This is a genomic window from Microbacterium sp. Y-01 (genome assembly GCF_003856715.1).
Lineage (GTDB): Bacteria > Actinomycetota > Actinomycetes > Actinomycetales > Microbacteriaceae > Microbacterium > Microbacterium algeriense.
On sequence record NZ_CP024170.1, the window covers coordinates 3,317,081 to 3,339,551 of the forward strand.

The 22,471-nt window shown below is 68.4% G+C and carries 20 protein-coding genes, 1 tRNA gene and 1 pseudogene; 8 read left to right on the forward strand and 14 right to left on the reverse strand.

Translation table 11 applies throughout. The features are described from left to right. Positions 1-29: 29 nt before the first annotated feature. The 3 genes from CSX12_RS15940 to CSX12_RS15950 all read left to right on the forward strand — a co-directional run bounded on the left by CSX12_RS15940 (position 30) and on the right by CSX12_RS15950 (position 1,924). On the forward strand, positions 30-971 hold the full coding sequence (locus CSX12_RS15940) for a LysR family transcriptional regulator (protein ID WP_124896424.1): 942 nt from the start codon (positions 30-32) through the stop codon (positions 969-971). A gap of 82 nt (positions 972-1,053) precedes the next feature. Beyond that, positions 1,054-1,434 (forward strand): metalloregulator ArsR/SmtB family transcription factor, encoded by a 381-nt coding sequence (locus CSX12_RS15945; protein WP_124896425.1) that lies wholly within the window; start codon positions 1,054-1,056, stop codon positions 1,432-1,434. Positions 1,435-1,444: 10 nt separating this feature from the next. Further along, positions 1,445-1,924 carry an SRPBCC family protein gene (locus CSX12_RS15950; RefSeq protein ID WP_124896426.1) on the forward strand — a complete coding sequence of 160 codons (480 nt, stop codon included), beginning with the start codon at positions 1,445-1,447 and terminating at the stop codon, positions 1,922-1,924. A gap of 365 nt (positions 1,925-2,289) precedes the next feature. Here the strand turns inward: CSX12_RS15950 and CSX12_RS15955 are convergent, their stop codons facing one another. Further along, on the reverse strand, positions 2,290-3,219 hold the full coding sequence (locus CSX12_RS15955; RefSeq protein WP_164479595.1) for a type II CAAX endopeptidase family protein: 930 nt from the start codon (positions 3,217-3,219) through the stop codon (positions 2,290-2,292). Positions 3,220-3,239: 20 nt separating this feature from the next. Then, positions 3,240-3,884 (reverse strand): hypothetical protein, encoded by a 645-nt coding sequence (locus CSX12_RS15960; protein WP_124896428.1) that lies wholly within the window; start codon positions 3,882-3,884, stop codon positions 3,240-3,242. Positions 3,885-3,971: 87 nt separating this feature from the next. Here CSX12_RS15960 and CSX12_RS15965 point away from each other — a divergent pair, with 87 nt between their 5' ends. The 3 genes and pseudogenes from CSX12_RS15965 to CSX12_RS15975 all read left to right on the forward strand — a co-directional run bounded on the left by CSX12_RS15965 (position 3,972) and on the right by CSX12_RS15975 (position 6,901). Beyond that, positions 3,972-4,583 carry a helix-turn-helix domain-containing protein gene (locus CSX12_RS15965; RefSeq protein WP_124896429.1) on the forward strand — a complete coding sequence of 204 codons (612 nt, stop codon included), beginning with the start codon at positions 3,972-3,974 and terminating at the stop codon, positions 4,581-4,583. A 250-nt stretch (positions 4,584-4,833) separates the two neighbouring features. Then, positions 4,834-5,589: pseudogene (bla, locus tag CSX12_RS15970) on the forward strand (class A beta-lactamase); the annotation flags it as partial. A gap of 232 nt (positions 5,590-5,821) precedes the next feature. Then, positions 5,822-6,901, forward strand: a complete 1,080-nt coding sequence (locus CSX12_RS15975) for a CPBP family intramembrane glutamic endopeptidase (RefSeq protein ID WP_241160490.1) — start codon at positions 5,822-5,824, stop codon at positions 6,899-6,901. 230 nt (positions 6,902-7,131) lie between these two features. Here the strand turns inward: CSX12_RS15975 and CSX12_RS15980 are convergent, their stop codons facing one another. The 3 genes from CSX12_RS15980 to CSX12_RS15990 all read right to left on the reverse strand — a co-directional run bounded on the left by CSX12_RS15980 (position 7,132) and on the right by CSX12_RS15990 (position 8,693). Further along, complete coding sequence (locus CSX12_RS15980) at positions 7,132-7,425, reverse strand: hypothetical protein (RefSeq protein ID WP_017201815.1); 294 nt, start codon at positions 7,423-7,425, stop codon at positions 7,132-7,134. Positions 7,426-7,510: 85 nt separating this feature from the next. After that, positions 7,511-7,601: transfer RNA gene (locus tag CSX12_RS15985), tRNA-Ser, on the reverse strand. A 45-nt stretch (positions 7,602-7,646) separates the two neighbouring features. Further along, the gene (locus CSX12_RS15990) at positions 7,647-8,693 is read right to left on the reverse strand and encodes a hypothetical protein (protein WP_124896431.1); all 1,047 of its coding nucleotides are present in this window, start codon (positions 8,691-8,693) and stop codon (positions 7,647-7,649) included. A gap of 125 nt (positions 8,694-8,818) precedes the next feature. Between CSX12_RS15990 and CSX12_RS15995 the strand changes: the two genes are divergently transcribed. After that, positions 8,819-9,595 (forward strand): hypothetical protein, encoded by a 777-nt coding sequence (locus tag CSX12_RS15995; protein ID WP_026049791.1) that lies wholly within the window; start codon positions 8,819-8,821, stop codon positions 9,593-9,595. An 8-nt stretch (positions 9,596-9,603) separates the two neighbouring features. Here CSX12_RS15995 and cydC read toward each other — a convergent pair whose 3' ends face one another. From cydC to CSX12_RS16020, 5 genes are read right to left on the reverse strand one after another with little or no spacing between them, the layout of a single operon-like run. Beyond that, on the reverse strand, positions 9,604-11,271 hold the full coding sequence (gene cydC, locus CSX12_RS16000) for a thiol reductant ABC exporter subunit CydC (protein WP_124896432.1): 1,668 nt from the start codon (positions 11,269-11,271) through the stop codon (positions 9,604-9,606). Continuing rightward, positions 11,268-12,947, reverse strand: a complete 1,680-nt coding sequence (gene cydD / locus CSX12_RS16005; protein ID WP_124896433.1) for a thiol reductant ABC exporter subunit CydD — start codon at positions 12,945-12,947, stop codon at positions 11,268-11,270. The genes cydC and cydD overlap by 4 nt, the downstream gene beginning before the upstream one ends. Further along, complete coding sequence (gene cydB, locus CSX12_RS16010; protein ID WP_017202742.1) at positions 12,944-13,972, reverse strand: cytochrome d ubiquinol oxidase subunit II; 1,029 nt, start codon at positions 13,970-13,972, stop codon at positions 12,944-12,946. Before cydB ends, cydD begins: the two co-directional genes overlap by 4 nt. Before the next feature lie 14 nt (positions 13,973-13,986). Further along, entirely contained in the window at positions 13,987-15,402 is a 1,416-nt protein-coding gene (locus tag CSX12_RS16015; protein WP_017202741.1) for a cytochrome ubiquinol oxidase subunit I, read from the reverse strand. Next, complete coding sequence (locus CSX12_RS16020) at positions 15,389-16,093, reverse strand: helix-turn-helix domain-containing protein (RefSeq protein WP_124896434.1); 705 nt, start codon at positions 16,091-16,093, stop codon at positions 15,389-15,391. Before CSX12_RS16020 ends, CSX12_RS16015 begins: the two co-directional genes overlap by 14 nt. Before the next feature lie 100 nt (positions 16,094-16,193). Between CSX12_RS16020 and radA the strand changes: the two genes are divergently transcribed. Beyond that, the gene (gene radA / locus CSX12_RS16025) at positions 16,194-17,561 is read left to right on the forward strand and encodes a DNA repair protein RadA (RefSeq protein ID WP_026049790.1); all 1,368 of its coding nucleotides are present in this window, start codon (positions 16,194-16,196) and stop codon (positions 17,559-17,561) included. A 10-nt stretch (positions 17,562-17,571) separates the two neighbouring features. Here the strand turns inward: radA and CSX12_RS16030 are convergent, their stop codons facing one another. From CSX12_RS16030 to CSX12_RS16045, 4 genes are all read right to left on the reverse strand, one after another. Then, on the reverse strand, positions 17,572-17,982 hold the full coding sequence (locus tag CSX12_RS16030; protein WP_017202738.1) for a hypothetical protein: 411 nt from the start codon (positions 17,980-17,982) through the stop codon (positions 17,572-17,574). A gap of 295 nt (positions 17,983-18,277) precedes the next feature. Continuing rightward, on the reverse strand, positions 18,278-18,928 hold the full coding sequence (locus tag CSX12_RS16035) for a hypothetical protein (protein WP_017202737.1): 651 nt from the start codon (positions 18,926-18,928) through the stop codon (positions 18,278-18,280). Positions 18,929-18,989: 61 nt separating this feature from the next. Then, a complete protein-coding gene (locus CSX12_RS16040; protein ID WP_017202736.1) occupies positions 18,990-19,490 on the reverse strand; it encodes an amino-acid N-acetyltransferase in 501 nt (166 codons plus the stop codon). A gap of 252 nt (positions 19,491-19,742) precedes the next feature. Next, entirely contained in the window at positions 19,743-22,274 is a 2,532-nt protein-coding gene (locus CSX12_RS16045) for an ATP-dependent Clp protease ATP-binding subunit (RefSeq protein ID WP_017203770.1), read from the reverse strand. Positions 22,275-22,471: the final 197 nt, after the last annotated feature.

A 22,471-nucleotide genomic window follows, 5' to 3' on the forward strand; every position in this document is an offset into this window, starting at 1 on the left:
TCGACTATGCCGTGGCATAGGTTGAATCTATGGCCAAGCGTTCGAACGGCATCACCCTGCAGCAGCTCACCTATTACATCGAGGTCGCCGCGGAGGGGTCGATCAGTGCTGCCGCCGACCTGCTCTACGTCGCCCAGCCCACCCTGTCCGCGGCGATGAAGGATCTCGAGGGCAGAGTGGGACGCGAACTGCTGATCCGCTCCGCTCGCGGTGTGACACTCACCACCGATGGTGTCGAGTTCCTCGGGTACGCCCGGCAGGTCGTCGAGCAGGTGGCACTCCTCGAGCAGCGCTACCTCGGGCGTCCGCCCTCCCGGCGGCTCCTCGGCGTCTCGACGCAGCACTATTCGTTCGCGGTCGACGCCCTCGTGCGCATGGTGAAGGCGACTGCGGCGACCGAGTACGAGTTCTCCCTGCGCGAGACGCGCACCTGGGACATCATCGAAGACGTGCGCACCCTCCGCAGCGAGCTGGGGATCCTCTACCGGAACGACTTCAACCGCAACGTGATCGACAAGCTGCTCCGCGACTCCGGACTCGCCTTCCATCCGCTCTTCGTCGCAGACCCGCACATCTTCATCTCCCGCAAGAATCCGCTCGCCACCCGGGATCGCGTGACTCTCGCGGATCTCACCGGTGTGCCGAGGCTCACGTTCGACCAGGGGGCGAACAACTCCTTCTACTTCGCCGAGGAGATCCTCTCCACCCTCTCCAGCCCGCAGGACATCCGCGTCTCCGACCGCGCGACCATCTTCAACCTGATGATCGGCCTCGACGGCTACACCATCTCGACCGGCATCATCAGCGACGACCTCGACCCCGAGATCGTCGCCATCCCGCTCGACGTCGACGAGAACATCGAGATCGGATGGATCGGTCACTCGGCGATCCCGCTGACCGAGCAGGCGCAGCGCTACCTCGCCGAACTGCGCGCCGTCGTCTCCGAGTTCGGGGTGGAATTGCTCGGCTGAGCATCCGTTCTCAACAAAACGGTTGACAAAGAGCTGTCCGGTTCGTATTCTCATATTCAACCAAACGGTTGAGGAGTACATCATGAACAGGACCTCGGGCGAATCCACCGGCGACGCGGCGACGCTGAACCAGGTCTTCCAGGCGCTCACCGATCCGACCCGTCGCGACATCGTGTCACGACTGGCGGTCGGGGATGCGACTGTCGGCGAACTCGCGGCCCCGTTCGACGTCAGCCTCCAGGCCGTCTCCAAGCACATCACCGTGCTCGAGCAGGCGGGTCTCGTGACCAAGGACAAGCACGGCCAGCGGCGGCTCGTGCACCTGGAGGCGGAGACGCTCGGTCTCATGACGGCATGGATCGAGCGCCATCAGCGACAGGCCGAGGAGCGCTTCACGCGCCTCGACGCGCTGCTCGCACAGCTACCGCAGGACGACTCGGCACCCGCCGAACACCACGAATGAGGAGCATGCCATGACCACCACCACCGCCACCATCGAGGCCGACCCGACTCTCCCGATCATCCGCACCACGCGGGACTTCGACGCGACCCCCGCGCAGCTCATGCGCGCACACCTCGACCCCGAGCTCTACGCCCAGTGGGTCGGACCCAATGACGTCACCACCGTGCTCGACGTGTGGGAGGCCCGCACCGGCGGCAGCTGGCGCATGCGCAACATCCGTGGTGGCGAGGAGTACAGCTTCCACGGATCTTTCCACGACGTGACCGAGGACCGTATCGTGCAGACCTTCACCTGGGATGCGATGCCGGAGAACGTCTCCCTCGAGACGCTCTGGTTCGAGGATCTCGGCAACGGGCGCACCCGACTGCATGCACAGTCGCTCGTCGACTCCTTCGAAGCGCGCGACGGTTGGCTCGAGTCGGGCATGGAAGTCGGCGTCAACGACGGCTACGCGAAGCTCGACGCGCTGCTGACCGCCGGGGAGGTCTGACCGATCGGCTTCGACGCAACGGGCCCTGCGGGCGTCGGAGCTCCGATAGGACTAGGACCTCGCGGAGACGCGACGGCGGTACGCTGCCGCCTTCGCGCGCACTCGGCGCCTGCGCAGAACCGCAAGCGAGGATCCGTCAGTGCCAGCTGTGCCGCCCGCGCGATGAGAGCGATCGCCGCGGTCGCCGATCGTACGTGGTGACTGGTACCCGAACATCATCGCGCTCCTGGCTGCGTTCTACGCTCGCGGCGAGGACGGGGAGCTCCCTCGTCACACCGCGCTCGATGTCCCTGAAGGCGCGGAAGAGCTCGCCGAGAGTCTCGCGAATGTGGCAGCGGGCCGGTAGCGTCGCCATCCCGGCGAACCTAGCGGTGCGTCCCGGCGCGGCGGCGCGAACGCTCCCGGATCCCGACCATGACGAGCGCTGCGAGGCTCCCGGCTGCGGGCAGGAGAAGGGCGAACCCGCCGGTGGACCCCTCTGAGCGATCGACAGCAACAGCACCGCCCCCGCTCAAGACCGCGTTGAGTGTCGTCGTCAGGAGGTTGTTCGCCGTATGAAAGGCGATCGCTGCTTCGAGTCCGCGGGTGAGCAGTCCCATCACCGCCGTGCACACGGAGAAGAAGAGGTAGTACGCGAACAGCAGCGGGTCGCTGGAACCGTGCAGGAGGGCGAACATCGCACTCGAGAGAATGAGGCCCGCAAGGAAGGCCGGCTTCGCAGACCGGAACCATGACCCGGCAGCGGGCAGAAGCACGCCACGGAACATGATCTCCTCACCGACGGTCTGCATCGGCGTCGAGAGGAGCATGACGATGAGCAGGCCTGCCGTCGTGCCGGTGATCGAGAGCCCGGTCCAGCCGACCTGTTCCGCAGCTGTCAGCCCGACTGCCCCCATGACCAGGCCGACGATCGCGAGCGAGCCCAGGAAGTACGTCACCAGACGACGGCGGTCGAAGATGCGCGGCGCGCTGAAGACGACGCGCCACGGCACCTTCGCGAACCACCCGACGAGGGCGAGCGCCAACAACGCGGTGAGGCCGGTGCTGATGTTCGCCGCCAGGAGCTTCAGGGGCGTCAGCTCGGGTGCGAACGGGTCCCCGCTTTCGACGAGTCCCGCGAGCAGGTACAGCCCGAGCTGAGTGACCAGGAGCGTCGCCGGCAGCGCCACGATCACGATGAGTGCTTTCCACCCCGCCATCCGGAAGTGCACTCCGAAGGGGCGGCCTCCTCTCCCCACGCCGGGGCTGTCGCCGACATGCGGTACCGGTGTCGTGGCAGGGCCGATCTGATGCATGGTCATCCCTTTCGGAGAGGTCAGCTGGCGAGCTCGTCGATCCAGCTCGAACGCATTCGCAGGGCTCGTTCCGTGCTGCCGAGGACAGCGGCGAGACCGACGAGCAGATTGAGCTCGAGCGGGAGTCGGAGGGGAGAGGTGAAGGTACCGATCGAGTCGGCGATCAGGGGGATCTTCGAGAGGGCCTCGATGATCTGAGGGACCTCGACACTGAGGCCCACCACGACGAACGCGATGGAGACGAGGCCGATCACGCGGCTCACTCCGGGATGCCGCTCGTGCAAACGAGCGCGACGCCCTTCGGCGGATCGAGGATCGGGCGACAGCTGCTGCTCGGTGCCGTCTGCCCGCACATAGTGGCACCGCTTGAGCCCGAACCCGGTGATCGCCACCTCGATGTGCCCGCCAGGCACGGCGAAGCGTGTGGGCATCTTCGCGTAGGACTGCAGAGCTCCGTCGACGTAGAGACGCGCACGGATCTCGCCGTCGGTCATATCGCCGGCATGACGGACGTCGATCGTGTACGTCGACATCGTGCCGGCGTCAGAGCGCAGCGTGATCGATCGGAGAGACCGGCCGAACATCTGCCACCAGCGATAGCGGCGCAGCGGTTCGCCGGAACCGACACGGACGCGACGGTTCCGCCAGTTGTTTCCCGCCATCATCTCGCCCTCCATAATCTAATACAGCGTGATAGCCGACGACGGGCTAAACTAGCACACTGTTATAGACGGATGGCTCATGAGGGAGAAATGGACGAAGCGTCGAAGGAACCGGGAACGCGGGAGAAGATCCTCATCGCCGCGGCGACCATGCTGGGCGAGAACCCCACCGCACGCCTGAGCGTGAGAGCAGTGGCCGCCCGCGCTCAGGTGAGCACGGGGTCGCTACGCCACTTCTTCCCAACACAGCGGGAGCTCATCGAGACAGTGGTGGCCGCGATGTACGACCTGGAGCTCCCCGATGATCCGATCAACGACCGCTCTCTGACGGCGGAGGAGCGACTCATCGCGTGCTTGCAGCTCATCCTCCGTCAAGTCGGCGTGGGTGAAAGCGCACGGAGGCAGTGGGGGGCGCTCTACGAGGCGTACGTGGCCACGGCTCCGTCCGAAGACGAGGCAGCCACCTACATCGCGCTGGACCGCATGGGGCGACATCGGATCGCGCAATGGCTGACCGTCTTGATCGACGAGGGCGCGGTCCCCGCCGGTCGAGTAGAGGAGCGAGCACGGTTCCTCTCGACCGTGCTGGCGGGGCTCATGACCGAACGCGCGCTGCCTTCCGACGCCGTGGGCATCGAGGCCGAGACGACGAGTCTGCGGCTCGCGGTCCACGCGGTCTTGAGCGAGTGGCCCGCCGCGTGACCTCGCTGCTCACGAACGTGCGAGACCTCGTCCTCGCGCCAACCGGAGCGTTCCTCGGTGCGTGACCACATGCGCCGAACTCCGGCCTTCAGCCTCTGCTGCCTTCTCGCCGGCTTCGCGCTCGCGGGGTGCGTGGGCGCGCCCCCGCCTGCCGCCGACGCTGCCCCGGCATCCCCGACGGCCCGTGCGACCACAACGGACCTCGACGGGCTCGTGGCAGACGAACTGACGGCACTCGAACAGGGAGTACGACGCGACTGTCGGCGTCATGGCGGTCGACACCGGAACCGGCGAATCCGTCTCGTACGGCGAGGACCGCCGCTTCGGTTTCGCCTCCACCATCAAAGCCTTCGCCGCTGCAGTGTTCCTCCAGTCCGTGCCGGGCGCAGCCCGCGATGAGATGGTGCACTGGACGGCAGAAGAAGCCGCCGCTGCCGGCCACGCACCCGTGACGTCGCAGCACGTCGAGGACGGCCTCACCTACGCGCAGCTCGCCGAAGCGGCCGTCCGGGTCAGCGACAACGCCGCTCTCAATCTCATCGTCGACCGGATCGGTGGTTCCGCAGCCCTCGACGACGCACTCGCCGAGCTGGGCGATGCCACCACGGAGGTCGTGAACGACGAGCCGACTCTCAACACGATCGAACCCGGCAGCACCGACGACACCACGACCGCCGCCGCCTTCACCGCCTCGCTTACGCGGATCCTGGACGGTTCCACGTTGTCCGCTGCGGATGCGGCGCTGCTGGTCGACTGGATGAGCGACAACCGGACCGGAGACGCCCTCATCCGCTCCGGCGCGCCCGCCGGCTGGACGGTCGCCGACAAATCGGGAGGCGCAGGTCCGATCCGCAACGACATCGCCGTCGTCACGCGCCCCGGACAGGACCCCATCATCATCACGGTGCTGACGTCGCGGAACGACCCGCACGCAGACTTCGACGACACGCTTGTGGCGAGTGCCGCATCGATCACCCTGCACGCGCTCGACCGCAGTAACTCATAATCGCCGTTCGCAGACGTCCGTCGACGCTCGTCGGCATCACGGGCGTGGCATCGAGCTGGCTCACGATCGCATTCAGGCACTGAAGGCCACGGCGAGCAGATCGCCTGGGCGGATCGCGTACTCGACGCGCTCTGTCCCCTCTCGCTCCCCGGTCCACGACCGTCTAGCACACTGTGCTAGTTTGATACCTCTTGCAACTATCACGCTGTATTAGCACCGAAGAGGATCACCCATGACCGACACCGCGCCGAACTGGCTCCTCCAGCTGGACGACCCCGTCCCCAGTCCTCGAGTTCCCCCTGGCGTCGAGTACCACCGCGTCTACGCCGGCGAGAGGCGCCGCATCCGCCGCGGCATCCTCGCGATCGTGCTGGTGGTCGTCGGGATGGTCGTCTTCGCGCAATTGCTCCTGCTCGGGGCACGCTATCTCGACACCGAGATCCTGGGGCGCTCGGGTTTCACGCCTCTTCAGCAGGCTGCGGGTGCACTGTCGCTCGCCGCGCTCATCCCCTACTGCATGCTGTTGCAGCGCCTGCTCTACGGCGTGCCCTTCCGGTCGCTGCACTCGGTCGCCGGGCGCTTCCGATACGGCGTGCTCGGGCGAGCGCTGCTCGCCTTCGGTCCGTTGCTGCTCGTCGTCGTCGCTGTCGGCTTCCTCCTGGCGCCCGTCGACCAGGTGCCCTGGTCGACATTCGACCTCGTCGCCTATTTCGTGATCGGCATGCTGTTGACACCACTCGCGGCAGCAGGCGAGGAGTACGGCTTCCGCGGGTTCATGTTCCGCATCATCGGCGGGTGGACGCGAGGTGCGCGTCTCGGCGCAGTGATCGGCATCGTCATCCCGACAGTCCTCTTCTCTCTCTTCCACGGCTCGCTCGACCCGTACATCCTCACCTCCTACCTCGTGCTGTTCGGATCTTTGGCGATCGTCACCTGGCGCACCGGCGGGCTCGAGACCGCCGTCGTCCTCCACGTCGTCTACAACGTGTCGGCCCTCGTGCTCGGCACGACGCTGCACGTCGATCTCGGCGGCGCGCTCAACAGCCGGGGAGAGATCGCAGGATCCATCGCCACTCTCATCCCCAGCGCGGCACTGGTCCTGATCACCTCCGCCGTCTGGTGGATCACGCGGAGAACCGGTCCCGCACGCACCCCGGCGCCGAGTCGGGTCGAAGAGAGCGGCACGCCTGCCAGTGCGAGCCGACGAGCGGGTCGATCGACCGTGCCTGCCCCCACCGAGAATGGATTCCGCATCAGTGAGGCAGCAGCAGAGTCAGCGCGAGTATCCCCACGACTGCCGCGCACAGAGTGACCCAACCGAAGATCGCGCGGCGACGCGGCGGGGCCGGTGGATGACGGGTCGGCTCGCCGAGACGAACGCGAACAAGATCAGCCTCACGTTCGAGCTCGTTGGCCCGCTCAGCGAGCTCGGCGTTACCCAGGCTGACCGCTCCGATCGTCGTCGACAGGAGCGCCGTGTGTTCGTCTTCGATACTGCGGAGGCGAGCCCTCAGCTCGGCTTCGCCCAGGTCCTCGTCGTCGTCACTGTCCTGCATCGTCGCTCCCGTCGGCGGCGGAGGCTTCGAGGCGTCGACTTCGTCTGGAGCCCCGCGGGCGTCCGCCGCCACGACGCCGGACCTGCCCGATCTGATACGTGAGCAGCACCGCCGAACCGACGACCAGTGATCCGACGAGAATCCACTGGGGCAGCGAATAGTCGCTGCCGGCCTGGATGGTCCTCGTGAGCAAGCCGACCATGTATCCGAACAGGCCAGCGCACAACCCGAGCATGGCGCGATGGAAGCGAAGGCTCCGCCGGTCGATCGATCCCGCCATGGATCGAGGGTACGACGAATGCCTCGACCGCAGAGAACAAAGGCCCCGCATCCCAGTGTTTCTCAGGGAGTCGGGGCCTTCGTGGTGGCGGTGACGGTGGGATTTGAACCCACGGTAGGGGGTTACCCTACACAACTTTTCGAGAGTTGCACCTTCGGCCGCTCGGACACGTCACCGCGGAACAGCTTACGCGACGCGGGCCGGACGCGCGAATCGAACGGTCACCAGGCGGCGGCGACCTCGGCGTGGGTGCGCAGGATGCCCTCGGTCGAACCCGCGGGAGCGCGTCCGATCCCGCACTCGGTCGCGACGCCGAACGCGGTGAGGTACGGGGCGGCGGCAGCGATGCGGCGTGCAGCGCCCTCCGCGCCGTCCTCGCGGTGCACGAGTCCGAGGTACAGCTCCTCGACCGGGGTGAGGTCGGCGAGCGGAGCGAAATACGCCTCGTCGTCGTGCGCGATCGGCACCGGCAGGTGCAGCCAGGTGAGCGGACGGGCGGATGCCGCGATGACCGCGTTCGCATACCGGACGAGATTCGCCGCATCGGCCGGTTCGAAGAAGTGCTTCTCCCCCGCGTCGCCGTAGCAGAGGTGCACACCGACCTCGACGTCGGCGGGCACGGCGTCGACCAGGGATGCCAGCCGCGCGACGAGACCGTCGAACGGATCGCCGGGCCACCAGGCCTCCATCACGGCGCCGTACCCGGCCGCGCGCTCGATGATGCCCATCTCGCTCGCGACGTCCCACTGCACCGCGAGGTCCTCGTGCGGGATCGCCGCCAGGATCTCGTCGAGCTCACGCAGGATCGCGGCGGTGTACACGGGCTCGATGGCCGCGCGATCGTCGCCGTGGAAGAAGGAGGAGATCACCGCGAGCGGCGTCGGCAGCGACACCTGGAACCGCACGCCCGCGGGAACCGCACCCTCGGCCCGGAGACGCGTGAACACGACATACGACTCGATCGCGGCAGCGGCGTAGCCGAGCGGGGGCAGCTGGATCTCCGCCGCGTCCACGCCCTCGCCGATGCGCAGTCCGCGGGCGTCGATCCCCGCGGGGAACGGGATGGGCTCATCGCCGATGCGCTCGATCCCCTCCGCCTGTCCGATGACGTCGGGCTGGAACATGATCCAGTGGAACCGCTTGCCCACCTCGCCGTCGGGGATGCGGCGGAGCCGGTCGCCCAGCATGTCCGCCGCCGTGCGGATCGTGGTCTCGGCGTCGTCGTAGTTCACGCTGCCCACGAGGAGGGCGCCCTGCGGCTGAGTCATCACCTCAGGATATCGGCGCCGGTTTTTGCATGGAGCAGCTCGAGAGCAGATCGCGACGAACCCGGTTAGGATTGCCTAAGAACCCGCCGCCTGTGGGGGCAGCGATGACGGGAAGGATGCGCACCGTGGGATTCATCAGGTCCGAGGCTCTGGGCGAGACCGGATACGTGGTCCTCGACGATCACACCACGTCGATCGATCCCGCCGAATGGCGTGACCTCGAGTACGTCGGCTGGCGATCGTCCGGCATCACCCGCTTCGCTCCGCTCACCAGCTATGCGGGCGACGTCGACTGCAACGGCTTCTGGAACCACACCCCGCCCCGCACCGACAAGGACGGCGTCTGGGTCGCCTCGCAGGTCGCGGTCGCTCCGACGCTGCAGCGGTGCGCCCAGGAACCCGGCGCCGGCGTCGGACGCTGCCGGGTGATCGAGCTCCAGCCGAACGAGTACGCCGACGCGATCTACAACCTGCACCAGGACGACAACAACCGCCTGAACGAGGAGGGCACGGGCTGGGTCGTCCGCGGGTTCTTCAACCTCTCCGACGACGCCGACTCGATGCTGATCCTCCGTTCCGACCGCTTCGACCCGGCCACCGAGATCCGTCTGCCCCTGCGTGCCGGATCGCGGATCATCGTCGACACCCAGCGCTTCTGGCACGCGGTCTGGCACCGCGGCACCGCTCCGCGCTACGCGCTCATCACGTCGTGGACCAGCGGTCCCGAGCTCGACGCATACATCGCCGCGAACCACGGCGACCCGCACCCCCGCACGGTCGACCTCGACCCGGAGTTCGTCGACGCCGCCCAGGTCGAGATGCACCGTCGGATCGAGGAACGTCGCCGCGCGTTCGAAGCCCAGGGCATCGTGATGGAGCCCCCGGTCGACATGAGCGTCTGAGCAGACGCTCAGACCGTGCGACCGCCGTCCAGGCGGACCACGCGGTCGACCGTCCCCGCCGGGGGCGCCACGTGCGAGATCAGCAGCACCGATTGGTCACCGGCCGCCTGCAGCAGATCGCGCAGCAGGGCGTCGGAGGCGTCGGGATCGACGCCCGCCGTCGGCTCGTCGAGCACGAGGATCGGGAAACCGCGCAGCAGCGCCCGGGCGAGTGAGATGCGCTGCGCCTGGCCGCCCGACACCAGGGCTCCCCGATCGCCGACCCGCGCGTCGAGGCCGCCGCGCTCGCGCACCCACGCGCCCAGCCCCACCCGGTCGAGCACCGCCAGCAGCTCGTCGTCCGTGGCGGTGTCACGCGCGAACAGCAGATTCTGGCGGACGTCCTCATCGAACAGCTGAGGACTCTGCTCGCACAGCCCGATCACGCGACGCAGCGCGGGACCCGAAAGCCCCGTGGCATCGTGCCCGCCGATGCGGTACTCGCCCTCCACACGCAGGAACCCGACGAGAGCGGCAGCCAGGGAGCTCTTCCCCGCACCGCTCGGTCCCGCCACCAGCACCCGCTCACCCGACCCGAGGTCGAGGTCCACACCCCGTAAGGCAGCCGCGCCGCCGGGCCAGTTCGCCCGCACACCGCGCAGCCGCACCTCGGGCGTCCCGTCGAACGCGACGTCCTCCCCCGCGTCGGGCCGCAGCTCGTCCGGCACCCGCTCCGGGAGCACGTCGACGATGCGCTCGGCGCTGGAGCGGACGCTGCGCCAGGACGCGGCGGCGATCGGGACCGCCCCGAAGATCTCGAACACGACCATGGGGACGAGCACCGCGACGGCGAGCCACGGCCCGTCGATCGTCCCGCCGGAGAGTCCGGGAGCGGCTGCCGCCAGCGCCCAGACCGATGCGGCGCCAGCGACCGCCGACACGGCACCCGCGGCGACGGCCTGTGCGAGCGACGCCCTGTCGACCACCCGACGCAGCGCCGAGTCGGCAGCGGCGATGCGCGCACGGGCCTGCCCCTCCACGCCGTACGCGAGGAGCACGTCGAGACTGCCGAAGTAGTCGACCAGCGCGGCGGAGAGCTCAGCCCTCCGTGCGGAGACCAGCGATTCGGCCTTCGATCCGAAGAGCCAGCCGAGCCCGATCGCGGCCGCCGCGGCCAGGAGCAGACAGATCGCAAGAGTGAGGGCGGCAGCGGGCGAGACGAACGCCATGAACCCCACGGCGCCGACGGCGACGAGGGCAGCGACGCCGAGCGGCTGGACAACTCGGAGGGGCAGGTTCTGCAGGTTCTCCACATCGTCCACGAGAGCCGTGAGCACCTGGCCGCGGTCGGTCGAGCCCAGGCCGGCGGGAGAGAGCGGGGTCAGACGACGCACCATGTCCGCACGGGTCGCGGCGAGCTGGCGCAGGGCGGCGTCGTGTCCGCTCAGCCTCTCCAGATACCGCGTCACAGCACGCGTCACCGCGAAGAAGCGCACCCCGACCACCGCGACGGACAGCGGCACCAGGGAGTCGACGATCGAGGCGCTGACGATCAGCCAGCCGCTGACCGCGAGCAGACTCACCGCCGCCCCGGCCGAGAGCACTCCCCACACCAGTCCCGGGATGAAACGTCCGGTCGGCGGCTGCGCGAGACGGAGAACGCCTCGCACCCGCTGTCCCCGCGTGTCGGCGCTCATACGCGCACCCCGAGCGGCACGATCCGGTCCGCGATCTCGCGTGCGGAGCGGCGGTGCGAGACGAGCAGCACCGTGGCTCCGGCATCCGCCCTGCCTCGAAGCGACCGCCACAGCTGCTGCTCGGTCTCGGGGTCCAGGGCGCTGGAAGGTTCGTCCAGCGCGAGGACCGCTCCGCCCCCTGAACCCTGCCGGTACAGCGCCCGCGCGACGGCGACCCGCTGCGCCTGACCCCCGGAGAGGCCTGCGCCCTGCACGCCGAGCTCGCGCTCGGGGTCGATGCCCTCGGCGCAGGCAGCGGCGAGAGCAGTGCGGACGCCCTCCGCATCCGGCTCTCCCTCTCCCAGCGCGACGTTCGCGGCCACGGTCCCCCGCATCAGACCGGGGCTCTGCCCGGCCCACGCCAGCCACGCCGAGGGCGCGAGGTCACGCACATCCCGTCCGCCGTAGACGGCCGTTCCGTCGAAGTCGCTCGCGCCCCGCAGCGCCGCGAGCAGGCTCGACTTGCCCGATCCGCTCGGTCCCTCGATGAGGGTGATCGTGCCGGGCTCGGCCGTGAACGACACGGGCGGCAGGTCCCGAACCCGCAGGCCCTCGACCACGAGCGCCCCGCCCGCCGCCATCTGTCGGACCGTTTCCCGCCTGTCGGACGGTTTCCCACCGGTCCGTCCGACATCCGTGAATCCGTCCGACATCCGTCCCGCGCCCGCGCCCGCGGCCGCGTCCGCGCGGGTGCGGTCGGCGTCGAGCACGGCGAACACGTCCTCGGTCGCGGCGACGCCCTCCGACGCGGCGTGGAACTGCACCCCCACCTGGCGGATCGGGAGGAACGCTTCCGGCGCGAGCAGCAGCACGAACAGCCCGACCTCGAGCGTCAGGTCGCCCGACAGCAGCCGGAATCCGACCGACACCGCGATCAGCGCCACCGCGATCGAGGCCAGCAGCTCCATCGCGAAGCCCGACAGGAACGAGAACCGGAGCACCTTCATGGTCTCGCGGCGGTACTCCTCGGCCGTGACCTCGATGCGGTCGGCCGCCCTGCGGTCACGCCCGAACAGTCGCAGCGTCGACAGCCCCTGCACCGTGTCGGCGAAGCGGGCCGCGAGCCGCTGCAGCGTCTGCCACTGCCGGGTCTGCACCGTGCGGGTCGCCATGCCGATCAGGATCAGGAACAGCGGGATCAGCGGCAGCGTGATCACGGCGGTCAAGCCGCTGGGCCAGTCCTGCCACCACATGACCGCGACCAGCACGGGCGTCGCGATCACGGTGAGGACCAGCTGCGGGATGTAGCGGGCGAAGTACGCGTCCAGCGCCTCCAGTCCGTGCCCGGCGGTGACCGCGAGCGCGGCCTGGTTCCGCTGCGCGAGCCACCCGGGACCGAGGCGTCCGACGGCGGCGATCAGAGCGGAACGCAGCTGCATCCCGGTCTTCGCCGCCGCGCGGGTGCCTGCCGCGTCCGAAGCCGCGATCAGCAGGCCCCGCAGCAACGCCGTCAGCAGCAGCCAGAGCAGCGAGCCGGAGACGTCGCGACCCGCGATGGCTCCCGTGATCGCATCGGTCAGCAGCCAGGCGAAGACGATCGTGACGGCTGTCTGCACGATGCCGATCAACGCGGATGCCGCGAGGAAGCCCCTCGCGGCACCTGCGTACTTCAGCAGTCTCGGATCGACGGGTTTCACGCGTGCGCCGGAGCCCCCTCGATGGAGGTCCGGGTGACGCGCTTGCGGAAGACCCAGTAGGTCCACGCCTGGTACGCGATCACGAGCGGCATCGCGATCAGGGCCGTCCAACTCATGATCTGCAGCGTATACGGCGTGCTGGAGGCGTTCGCGATCGTGAGGCTGTAGGCGGGGTCGATCGTCGACGGCATCACGTACGGGAACAGCGCGGAGAAGAGCATGACCACGGCGAACATGACCGTGAGCATGCCGGCGAAGAACGCCCACCCGTCACGACGGACGAGCGAGAACCCCACGGCGGCAATCAGGCTGACTGCTGCGAGCGCCCCGGCTCCGATGACCAGCCAGAGCAGCGGAGCCTCCCGGCCCATCGCGATCGCGACCGTCCAGATCACCGTTGCGGCCGCGACGAGGATCGTGGGGATGGCGGCCTGCTTCGCCAGTCGATGCGCATCCTCATGCACCTGACCGTCGGTCTTGAGCGCCACGAACAGCACCCCATGCAGGAAGAAGAGCAGCAGCGTGGTGACGCCCACCAGCAGCGCGTAGGGGTTCAGGAGGGAGAAGAAGCCGCCCACGTAGATGTGGTTCTCATCGATCGCGACGCCCTGCACGATGTTGCCGAACGCGACACCCCACAGCAGCGCCGGCACGACCGAGCCGATCACGATCATGCGGTCGAAACCCTGCTTCCACTTCCGGCCCTCGCGCTGGTGACGGTACTCGAACGAGACGCCGCGCAGGATCAGCGCCAGCAGGATGAGCAGGAGCGGCAGATAGAACCCGCTGAACAGCGTCGCGTACCACTCGGGGAACGATGCGAACAGCACGGCGCCGGCGACGATGACCCAGGTCTCGTTGAGGTCCCAGACCGGGCCGATCGTGTTGATGACCTGGCGGCGGGAGACGTCGTCCTTGCCGAGGAACGGCAGCGACATCCCGACGCCGAAGTCGAAGCCGTCCAGGACGAAGTAGCCCACGAAGAAGAAGGCGACGATGAAGAACCAGAGCGTTGCGAGATCCATGATGCTCCTCCTTCTCAGTAGACGACCGACGGCAGCTGGGCCGTCTCTTCGTGCGGCTGTTCTTCGGTGTCAGGGCCCTTCTGCGCGGCCCGGATGATGAGCCGGATCTCCACCACGGCGAGCGCGGCGTAGATCGCGGTGAAGGCGATGAGCGAGATCAGCACCTCGAGCCCGCTGACGCCCGGCGAGACACCGTCCTGCGTCGTCATCAACCCGAACACGATCCAGGGTTGTCTGCCCATCTCGGTGAACACCCAGCCCATGATGTTGGCGGCCAGCGCGAGCGGGAAGGACCAGATGGCGACCTTCCACATCCACGGGGCGACGGGCTTCTTGGCACCCTTGCGAGTGACCCAGAGACCGGCGACGGCGACGAGCGCGGCGGCGATGCCCAGGCCGATCATCCAACGGAACGCCCAGTACGTGATCCAGAGGATCGGAGCGAAGTCCGTCAGCCCGGTCGACGCGTAGGTCTGCGCGTACTCCGCGTTGAGGTCGTTGATGCCGTGCACGCAGGCGTCGAGCGTGTGCGTCGACAGCAGCGAGAGCAGGTACGGCACGCGGATCGAGAACAGCTCGGAGCTGCCGTCGGGTGTGCCGAGCGTGAAGATGCTGAACGAGGCGTCCGGACCGCACACGGTGTTGAACGTCGCCTCCGCTGCTGCCATCTTCATCGGCTGTGCGGCGTACATCGCGAGGCCGAGCTGATCACCCGTGAGCACGACGCCCGCGGTGGACACGATCATCGCCCACAGCCCGAACTTGAGCGAGATGCGCATGGTGTCGAAGTGCTGGCCGCGGGAGAGGTGCCAGGCCGAGACCGAGATCACGACGCCGGCGGCGAACATCAGCGCCCCGAAGATCGTGTGCGGGAACGCGGCGAGCGCGACCGGGTTGGTCAGCAGCGCCCAGAAGTCGGTGAGCTCGGCGCGGTTGGTGGCCTCGTTGAAGGTGTATCCGACCGGGTTCTGCATGAACGCGTTGGCCGCGATGATGAAGTACGCCGAGAGGATGCTGCCGATCGACACGCACCAGATCGTGGCGAGGTGCAGCTTCTGCGGGAGCTTGTCCCAGCCGAAGATCCACAGACCGATGAAGGTCGCCTCGAAGAAGAACGCGAGCAGACCCTCGAACGCCAGCGGGGCGCCGAACACGTCGCCGACGAACCGGGAGTAGTCGGACCAGTTCATGCCGAACTGGAACTCCTGCACGATGCCGGTGACCACGCCCATCGCGAAGTTGATGAGGAAGATCTTGCCGAAGAAGCGGGTGAGGTGCAGGTACTGGACCTTGGCGGTGCGCACCCACGCGGTCTGGAAGATCGCGGCGATCAGCGCCATGCCGATCGTGAGCGGCACGAAGAGGTAGTGGTAGACCGTGGTCAGCCCGAACTGCCATCGGGCGAGCGCAAGCGGATCAAGCCATTCCATGCACGACTCCTGTTCTGTGAGACTGCGCCGTGCGGTGACGCAGCTGCTCGCTCGGCCGCGCGGAGGTGTCGCGCAGTTGCACGGTGCAGTCGGAGGGGAGCAGGGCGTCGCGCACGCGCTCGGCGGCGAGAGGGCCGCCGGCCTCGTTCAGCACGCCCTGCATGAGCCCGAGGTGCACCTGGCACAGCATGGGCCGGTTCTCCGGACGCCCCGCCGCATGCGGGCAGGGGCTGAGGTCGACCGTGAGCCGCTCGTCGTCGACGATCGGCTCGAACCCGCTCTCCTCGAGGTGCTCGACGAGCGCGTCGAGCTGGTAGGTCGCTTCGCGGCCGAGGTCGGTGGCGATGCCGGGGAGCATGCTCCGCAGCAGATCGCCTCGGCGGGCGGCGGCCTTGGCCTTGTCCCGCGCGACCGGGCTGGAGGCGCCGGGGTCGCCGGTGGCGGCGCTGTAGAGCGTGCGGGGACGCCCGCGGGTGGTGCGGTGCTCGATCGTCGGGATCACGTACCCGCCCTCGATGAGCCGCTGCAGGTGCTCGCGCACCGTGTTGGCGTGCAGGCCGGTGGCCTCGCACAGATCGCCGATCGAGAGCTGGCCTTCGGGATGCGTGTGACGCGCTTCGAAAAGCAGGTGCAGGATGCGCACCCGGGAGTAGCTCGAGATCGGCCCGCAGACGGACCCGCCGTTGGACATGACACCAGTATCGCGCGGGGACGGCGGCGTCAGGGGACCAAGGGCCGTGAATAATCACCTGGTCGATAGGGATGTCCGATCCCGGCGATAGCCTGGGGGCATGGCCACCCGGAAACCCGCTCCCCCTGCGTACGTGTGCACGGAATGCGGGTGGACGACCGCGAAGTGGGTCGGCCGCTGCGCGGAGTGCCAGCAATGGGGCACGGTCCAGGAGCAGGCCGTGCAGACCGGCATCCTCCGTCGGATCGGCCCGGTCGCCCCGAGCGCCGACCGCTCCGCACGGCCCATCACGCAGATCACCACGCAGGACGCTCCCCGGCGCACGAGCGGCGTCGGCGAGTTCGACCGCGTGCTCGGCGGCGGCATCGTGCCGGGTGCCGCGATCCTGCTCAGCGGCGAGCCGGGTGTCGGGAAGTCGACTCTGCTGCTCGAGGTCGCCGCACAGGCGGCACGCGGCGGCCGGCGGGTGCTGTATGCGAGCGCCGAGGAGTCCCCCGGTCAGGTGCGCCTGCGCGCCGAGCGCACCGGAGCTCTCCACGACGAGCTGTACCTCGCGAGCGAGACCGACCTGGCCACGATCCTCGGCCACATCGACGAGGTGCAGCCGCAGCTCGTGATCGTCGATTCCGTGCAGACCGTCTCCTCGTCCCTGATCGACGGCGCGGCGGGGCAGCCCAGCCAGGTGCGCGAGGTCGCGGCGACCCTGATCCGCGTCGCGAAGGACCGCGATCTGCCCATCATCATCGTCGGACACGTGACGAAAGACGGGCAGGTCGCCGGACCGCGGGTGCTCGAGCACCTGGTCGACGTCGTCTGCCACTTCGAGGGTGATCGGCAGACGTCGCTGCGGTTCATCCGCGCGCTGAAGAACAGATTCGGGCCCACCGACGAGGTCGGCTGCTTCGAGATGACCGGCGATGGGATCGCCGAAGTGCCCGACCCCTCCGGTCTCTTCCTGTCTCAGGGCGCCACCGAGCCCGGCACATGCGTCGCGATCTCGCTCGAGGGGCGCCGCGCCCTGCCGGTCGAGGTGCAGGCGCTCACCGTGCCCAGCAACACGCCCAATCCGCGCCGCATCGTGCACGGGGTGGATTCGTCACGCGTGGCGATGGTGCTGGCGATCCTCGAGAAGCGCGCGAACATCGCCACCGGCAGCCTCGACGTCTATGTGTCGACCGTCGGAGGCGTGCGGTTCACCGAGCCGGCGGCGGATCTCGCGATCGCCATCGCGGTGGCCGGCTCCATCCAGCAGATCTCGGTGCCGCGCACGGTCGCCGCGGTGGGCGAGTTGAGCCTCGCCGGCGAGATCCGGCCGGTCACACAGGCGGCGCAGCGTCGATCGGAGGCCGCGCGCCTCGGCTACGAGCAGGTGGTCGACGATCGTTCGAAGACGCTCCGCGCCGCCCTCGGAGACGTCAGAGCGCGGAACACGTCCCGCCGGTCCGACCGCGACATCCCGCCGTTCTGAGACCGGCGCCTCAGGCGTCGAGCGCCTTCAGGAGCTCCACCGGATCCGCCTGCATGGGGTGGGGACCGGCGATGTCGAGGAACACCGTCGTGATCGGGTGCGCGGCGAGGAACTTCCGCAGCCACGTGGCGTCGTAGATGCCGACACCGGGAGGCAGGTTCGCGGGCTTGTTCTTCGCGTCGCTGAACAGCAGCAGCGCGAGGTCGCCCGAGTTCGGGTCGCGGTAGGTCCACACCTCGCCGCTGTCGAGCGGGTTGTCGCGCGCCCCGGGCTTGATCAGCGGCACGACGGTGGTGCCGTGACGAAGAGCGAGCGCGACCGCGGCGACATCCTGCTTCTCCAGCGCGAGCGCCAGGGCCTCCGACCGGAAGTCCTCGGGTGCGGGCTTGTTCTTCGCGGACTTCGCCTTCTTCGCTGCCATGTCACCAGCTTATGCACGGCGCGAGGCGAGAAGCGCCCGCAAGGGCGGCGGATACGATTGGGGCCCTCTCGAGTCCCACATTGGGGACTGGGGTACTCGAGAGGGCCCTCGGACTCTCGAGCGGCGGTGTCGAAGCGCTGGGGACGCTGTGATTCGACGCCACTGGGGATGGCATGTGCCGCATGATGCGGAGAGTCACCTCAATGGTATCCCAAAGAAGGACGGATGTCAGCCTCCGGCCCGGTTGCCTCGGTGATCTCGCAGCATTTCGGCTTCGGAATCCGCAGGCGCGGCATCAGTAGAGCAGGATCTGCGCGGTGCTGAGACTGGGGAAGCCGCCGATCGAGACCTCGACGTGATACGACGCGCCTCCGCCCGGTGCCCTCTGGCGGTTCTCCTGGTCGCACGTCTCGACGCTCGACCGGGTGCGATCCCAGACCACCGGGTCCTTGCTGGTGACAGTGGTGCCGGCCTTCAGCGTGGCGATCATGCTGCTCGGGTTCTCCTGGCAGTCGGTCGATCGCCACCAGACGTCCGCGCCGCTGGAGACCGTGAACACCTGCGTCGTCGACCCCACGTCCATCGTGCAGTCCTTCGCGCCCTTGTTGGTCAGGGAGATGGAGAGCTTCGGCAGCGCCCCGGACGGATAGGACTCGGCATCGGTGACGGCCGTGACCTCGATGTCCTTCGCCTCGCACGCGACGACCGCGGGGGTCTGCTCCCCCGAGGGCGTGGCAGACGGAGACGGAGACGTGGTGTCGGTCGCCGGGGCGGTCGGCGTCTCCGAGGAGGAAGACGACGGCTGCGGCGTGGTGGCGTCCGCCGCCGCCCACGGCCGCGCGATCAGCAACCACGCACCGACGCCGATGGCAGCGACGACGAGGATGAGCCCGAGGATCACCACGAGTCGCCGACGGCGGTACACGGCGGCGGAACGACGGGGCATGCCTCCAGGTTATGCGATCGGACGCCGCTCCCTGGGAGCCCGACGGTGTGGGCGAGCGCCGTCAGAGCACCTTGAGCATGCGGGTGTTGCCGAGCGTGTTCGGCTTGACGTGGGCGAGGTCGAGGAACTCCTCGACACCCGCGTCACCGCTGCGCAGCAGCTGCGAGTACACGTCGGGGTCCACGACCTGCTCGCCGATCGGGGTGAAGCCGCGTCGTCCGAAGAACTCGACCTCGAACGTGAGGCAGAACAGCCGCGTCAGCCCGAGCATCCGCGCGTTCTCCTCGAGGCGCTCGACGATGGCCCGCCCGACGCCGTGATGCAGCCAGTCCTCGCTGACGAGGAGCGTGCGCACCTCGCCGAGATCCTCCCAGATCACGTGCAGCGCGCCGCATCCGATGAGCACCCCGTCGGCCTCGGCGACCACGAACTCCTGGACCGCGCCGTACAGCACCGCCAGGTCCTTGCCGAGGAGGATCCGCTTCTCGACGAGCGGCTGCAGCAGGTTGCGGATGCCGATGATGTCGGCGCTGCGCGCCGGCCGGACGATGTACTCGCTCACCGCTCCAGCCTAGAACCCGCTCCCCCCAGCCCCTCCCAGACGCGACACAGCTTCGGAGATCGGAGGCGACACGCCGGACATCTGCGGCCCGACCCCGGCGCGTCGCCCCGGATCTCCGAAGCTGTGCGGCAGGAGCGGCAGGAGGAGCAGGGGCAGGGGCAGGAGGAGCAGGGGCAGGGGCAGGAGCAGGAGCAGGGGGGCGGGGACGCAGAAGGGGCGGATGCCGTGGCATCCGCCCCTTCTGCGTCAGGGTCACTCTCCGCTGGCGACCGCCAGGTCGGGGGTGCCGGCGATCGCGCCGCCGCCGGTGTTGACACCGACAGCGACCTTCTCGCCGCGCGGGCCGTGCTCGAACAGGAACTCGCCGTTCTCCGCATCGACCTTCACGTGGTCGCCCGAGTTGAGCTCGCCGTGCAGGATCTTCTCCGACAGACGGTCCTCGACCTCGTGCTGCATCGCGCGACGCAGCGGACGGGCGCCGAGAGCCGGGTCGAACCCGATCTCGATGAGGCGCTCCTTGGCGGCCTGCGACAGCTCGATCGTCATGTCGCGGTCCAGCAGACGCTCGCCGAGGCGCTTGGTGAACAGATCCACGATCTGCACCAGCTCCTCCTTGCTCAGCTGCGGGAACACGATGATGTCGTCGACACGGTTGAGGAACTCGGGCTTGAAGTGCCGCTTCAGCTCCTCGTTGACCTTGCCCTTCATCCGCTCGTAGCTCGTGGAGTTGTTGCCCTCGATCTGGAAGCCCACCGGGCCGCCCGCGATGTCGCGCGCACCGAGGTTGGTGGTCATGATGATGACCGTGTTCTTGAAGTCCACGATCCGACCCTGACCGTCGGTGAGACGACCCTCCTCGAGGATCTGCAGCAGCGAGTTGAAGATGTCCGGGTGGGCCTTCTCGATCTCGTCGAAGAGGACCACGCTGAACGGCTTGCGCCGCACCTTCTCGGTGAGCTGGCCACCCTCTTCGAATCCGACGAATCCGGGAGGGGCACCGAACAGACGCGAGACGGTGTGCTTCTCGCCGAACTCGCTCATGTCGAGGGAGATCAGCGCGGCCTCGTCGTCGAACAGGAACTCGGCGAGCGCCTTGGCCAGCTCGGTCTTTCCGACACCCGTGGGGCCGGCGAAGATGAACGAGCCGGAGGGACGCTTCGGGTCCTTGAGGCCGGCACGCTGACGACGGATGGTCTTGGAGAGAGCCGCGATGGCCTCCTCCTGACCGATGACGCGCTGGTGCAGCGCCTTCTCCATGAAGACGAGTCGGCTGGACTCCTCCTCCGTCAGCTTGAACACCGGGATGCCGGTCGCCTGGGCGAGCACCTCGGCGATCAGGCCCTCGTCGACGACCGCCTGGGTCGCGACGTCGCCCGCACGCCACTGCTTCTCGAGGCGCAGACGCTCGGCGAGGAGGCTCTTCTCCTCATCGCGCAGGGAGGCGGCCTTCTCGAAGTCCTGCTCCTCGGAGGCGATCTCCTTCTGCTCGCGCACGGCGGCGATCTTCTCGTCGAACTCGCGCAGCTCGGGCGGGCTGGACAGGATCGACAGACGCAGGCGTGCGCCGGCCTCGTCGATCAGGTCGATGGCCTTGTCCGGGAGGAAGCGGTCGGAGACGTAGCGGTCGGCGAGGTTCGCCGCGGCCACGATCGCACCGTCGGTGATCTGCACCTTGTGGTGCGCCTCGTACCGGTCGCGCAGCCCCTTGAGGATGTTGATCGCGTGCGGCAGCGTCGGCTCGTTCACCTGCACCGGCTGGAAGCGGCGCTCGAGCGCGGCGTCCTTCTCGAAGTGCTTGCGGTACTCGTCGAGCGTGGTCGCGCCGATCGTCTGCAGCTCACCGCGGGCGAGCAGCGGCTTCAGGATGCTGGCCGCGTCGATCGCGCCCTCGGCGGCACCCGCACCCACGAGGGTGTGGATCTCGTCGATGAAGACGATGATGTCGCCGCGCGTGCGGATCTCCTTGGTGACCTTCTTGAGGCGCTCCTCGAAGTCACCGCGGTAGCGGGAACCGGCGATGAGCGAGCCGAGGTCGAGCGAGTAGAGCTGCTTGTCCTTCAGCGTCTCGGGCACATCGCCCTTGACGATCGCCTGGGCCAGGCCCTCGACGACGGCGGTCTTTCCGACGCCGGGCTCGCCGATCAGGACGGGGTTGTTCTTCGAGCGACGGGAGAGGATCTGCATGACCCGCTCCGCCTCCTTCTCGCGCCCGATCACCGGGTCGAGCTTGTTGTCGCGTGCGGCCTGCGTCAGGTTGCGACCGAACTGGTCGAGCACGGCCGAGCCGCCCTGGGCGCTGGACTGCGAGTCGTTGGTCTGCGCGCCGACGGAGGCCGGCTCGCGACCAGGGGCCCCGGAGAGCAGCTGGATGACCTGCTGGCGGACCTTGTTGAGGTCGGCGCCGAGCTTGACCAGCACCTGGGCCGCGACGCCCTCGCCCTCGCGGATGAGACCGAGCAGGATGTGCTCGGTTCCGATGTAGTTGTGGCCGAGCTGCAGGGCCTCACGGAGGCTGAGCTCGAGCACCTTCTTGGCGCGCGGGGTGAACGGGATGTGGCCGGTCGGCTGCTGCTGACCCTGGCCGATGATGTCCTGCACCTGCTCGCGCACGGCGTCGAGGGAGATGCCGAGCGACTCGAGCGCCTTGGCAGCGACACCTTCACCCTCGTGGATGAGACCGAGCAGGATGTGCTCGGTTCCGATGTAGTTGTGGTTGAGCATCTTCGCCTCTTCTTGGGCGAGGACGACCACTCGACGGGCTCGGTCCGTGAATCTCTCGAACATGCTGTGACTCCTTATTCGCACGGGGCGAAGCGCTGACACCTATGGCGTTCTCTGCGCCTGTACATCGAGAGTAACCACCGCGGATGCCGTGTATGCCCGTGTTCGCCGTGGGCATACGGGAGGTTGACGGGGTTATCGACTGTCGTTATGTTAACGAAAGTCGATAACACCGCGGCGACAGCACGCACACACAGGAG

Coding starts and splice junctions, on each gene's coding strand:
- CSX12_RS15940 (WP_124896424.1), top strand. CDS start 30: ATGGCCAAGCGTTCGAACGGCATCACCCTGCAGCAGCTCACCTATTAC.
- CSX12_RS15945 (WP_124896425.1), top strand. CDS start 1,054: ATGAACAGGACCTCGGGCGAATCCACCGGCGACGCGGCGACGCTGAAC.
- CSX12_RS15950 (WP_124896426.1), top strand. CDS start 1,445: ATGACCACCACCACCGCCACCATCGAGGCCGACCCGACTCTCCCGATC.
- CSX12_RS15955 (WP_164479595.1), bottom strand. CDS start 3,219: ATGCATCAGATCGGCCCTGCCACGACACCGGTACCGCATGTCGGCGAC.
- CSX12_RS15960 (WP_124896428.1), bottom strand. CDS start 3,884: ATGATGGCGGGAAACAACTGGCGGAACCGTCGCGTCCGTGTCGGTTCC.
- CSX12_RS15965 (WP_124896429.1), top strand. CDS start 3,972: ATGGACGAAGCGTCGAAGGAACCGGGAACGCGGGAGAAGATCCTCATC.
- CSX12_RS15975 (WP_241160490.1), top strand. CDS start 5,822: ATGACCGACACCGCGCCGAACTGGCTCCTCCAGCTGGACGACCCCGTC.
- CSX12_RS15980 (WP_017201815.1), bottom strand. CDS start 7,425: ATGGCGGGATCGATCGACCGGCGGAGCCTTCGCTTCCATCGCGCCATG.
- CSX12_RS15990 (WP_124896431.1), bottom strand. CDS start 8,693: ATGACTCAGCCGCAGGGCGCCCTCCTCGTGGGCAGCGTGAACTACGAC.
- cydC (WP_124896432.1), bottom strand. CDS start 11,271: ATGAGCGCCGACACGCGGGGACAGCGGGTGCGAGGCGTTCTCCGTCTC.
- cydB (WP_017202742.1), bottom strand. CDS start 13,972: ATGGATCTCGCAACGCTCTGGTTCTTCATCGTCGCCTTCTTCTTCGTG.
- CSX12_RS16015 (WP_017202741.1), bottom strand. CDS start 15,402: ATGGAATGGCTTGATCCGCTTGCGCTCGCCCGATGGCAGTTCGGGCTG.
- CSX12_RS16020 (WP_124896434.1), bottom strand. CDS start 16,093: ATGTCCAACGGCGGGTCCGTCTGCGGGCCGATCTCGAGCTACTCCCGG.
- radA (WP_026049790.1), top strand. CDS start 16,194: ATGGCCACCCGGAAACCCGCTCCCCCTGCGTACGTGTGCACGGAATGC.
- CSX12_RS16030 (WP_017202738.1), bottom strand. CDS start 17,982: ATGGCAGCGAAGAAGGCGAAGTCCGCGAAGAACAAGCCCGCACCCGAG.
- CSX12_RS16035 (WP_017202737.1), bottom strand. CDS start 18,928: ATGCCCCGTCGTTCCGCCGCCGTGTACCGCCGTCGGCGACTCGTGGTG.
- CSX12_RS16045 (WP_017203770.1), bottom strand. CDS start 22,274: ATGTTCGAGAGATTCACGGACCGAGCCCGTCGAGTGGTCGTCCTCGCC.